The 1,941-nt window shown below is 47.0% G+C and carries 2 protein-coding genes; one reads left to right on the forward strand and one right to left on the reverse strand.

Going from position 1 to position 1,941, the window contains the following annotated elements; genetic code table 11:
• Nucleotides 1-51 precede the first annotated feature (51 nt).
• Nucleotides 52-525, reverse strand: coding sequence for a hypothetical protein (locus ACFO5Q_RS16730; protein ID WP_156431864.1), 474 nt, complete (start codon nucleotides 523-525; stop codon nucleotides 52-54).
• A 169-nt stretch (nucleotides 526-694) separates the two neighbouring features.
• Between ACFO5Q_RS16730 and ACFO5Q_RS16735 the strand changes: the two genes are divergently transcribed.
• Nucleotides 695-1,882, forward strand: a complete 1,188-nt coding sequence (locus ACFO5Q_RS16735) for an ATP-binding protein (RefSeq protein WP_068144105.1) — start codon at nucleotides 695-697, stop codon at nucleotides 1,880-1,882.
• The last annotated feature ends 59 nt before the right edge of the window (nucleotides 1,883-1,941 follow it).

Raw genomic sequence — 1,941 nt, forward strand, 5'->3', positions numbered from 1 at the left:
TGCTTAACTTAAAACAAGATATGAGATCAAAACCTCTCTTATTTTAAGCGCCTACTGGTAACAATTTATCTGACGACGGACATGCTTCTCACAACGCGAGGAAATCAGCCAGTCCCTCTTAAACCAGACAAAACCGAACTGCTCCAATTGGGCCATGAAACAACCTGGGCAATAGTGTATTGGTGTTGTCCAGCCGGTTGCTCGGGCGAATGACGTGGTCAGTTGTGCGCCCTCAAATACAGCTGCGCATGCTCGTGGAAGATAAAAAGGATTATTAGTAAATTCCATCGTCCAGATGTTGGTAGTGTCGATGACAATCTTAAGTTTTTCTGAATAGGTCAGATGAGCAAAAAGATACCCGAGATGTGGGGGCACTTTGGGTAACAGATACCAGGAGCGGCTGGCTGCCACAATACCACTCAAATTCTTTGGTGATGTGGGTTCCGCCATAAGTATTCTGCGAAGAAGGTAGCTGTTAAGGAACTCATCCGGCTGCAGGGCCTGGGCTGGTGTGTAGGTATTCATGTTGTAGTGCATAGCTACTTAGAAGTTTTGAAAACTGCATTTGCCTGTAGGAAAAAAACACGCGCCACAATATTAATTAATAGTCTAATTTCAAAAATGGACTGAACTGAGATACTTTCACTCAGAGTGATCGCCGGTCCAAGATGAAATTGCTTGAGGGTGCCATGTGATGAAACTTAAAGCAGTAATCTTAGAGAATTTTAGGGGTTATAGGGAATGCACCCCAATCCCTTTGGCGGATATGACAGCGTTCATCGGTCGAAACGACGCTGGAAAATCAACAATCCTGGAAGCGCTTGATATTTTTTTCGAGGGATCGACAAAGATTGATCAGGGTGATGCAAACACCAGAGGCGATGCCGGAAATGTGAAGATTAGCGTCGTGTTTTCAAGTCTGCCCGATGAGCTCATTTTGGATGCAGGTGCTCAGACTACACTCGCCAATGAGTTTCTATTAAACTCAGAAGGTGATCTGGAAATCACCAAAACATATGACTGTAGGAAGAAAACCGTCCCGTGTCGAATAGTGGCGACGGCTTTGCACCCGACTGCCAAAGAGGTTTCGGGTTTGCTTCAAAAAACTAATACCGACCTAAAGAAAATAGTGAAGGCTGCCGGTCTCGAAGGGCAGTGCCAGCTCAACAACAATCCTTCAATGAGGCAGGCGCTGTATGAGGCCGCCGATGACCTTGCTTTGGGGGAAACCGAGGTCCCATTAAAAGACGGTGGCGCGAAAGATGTTTGGGAGAGCTTAAAGAAGCGCTTTCCAGTGTATGCACTGTTCAAGTCTGATCGCGCGAGTTCAGACCAAGACCCTGAGGTTCAAAATCCGATGAAGTTAGCTATCCAGTCTGCGTTGGCTGGGCTAACTGGGCAACTGAATGACATCGCCGATCAGGTACAGGCCGTCGCGGAAGCGACCGCCAATCGAACCATTGATGAGTTAAAAAAGTCGTACCCGGATTTAGAGCTAGCTTCAGTCCTGAAGCCCGTTTTTCGAGACCCGAAATGGGATTCTGTTTTCAAGCTTGATTTGGAAAGCGATGATCAGGTCCCACTCAACAAACGAGGGTCTGGTATTCGCAGGCTTATCTTGCTCAGCTTCTTTCAAGCAGAAGCAAAGCGAAAAAAAGAAGAGAAAGCACGCGATGCTGCATCCAGGGTACCGATTGTTTACGCAATCGAAGAACCCGAGACATCTCAACATCCGGACAGCCAGCACCGAATAATTGAGGCTTTCAAGGAAATTTCAAGAAATGGCGACCAGATACTATTAACCACACATGTGCCTGGCCTTGCAGGTTTAATTGATACAGAGAGCCTGCGGTTCATCGTGTCAAGGGCGGAGCAAAATTAGGCCATAGGGCGGCGTAAAAGTGAGCCAGTATGGATATGGTTGATATGATAGCCGGGGGC

This window comes from Kordiimonas lipolytica (genome assembly GCF_042651265.1).
Classification (GTDB): Bacteria; Pseudomonadota; Alphaproteobacteria; order Sphingomonadales; family Kordiimonadaceae; genus Kordiimonas; species Kordiimonas lipolytica.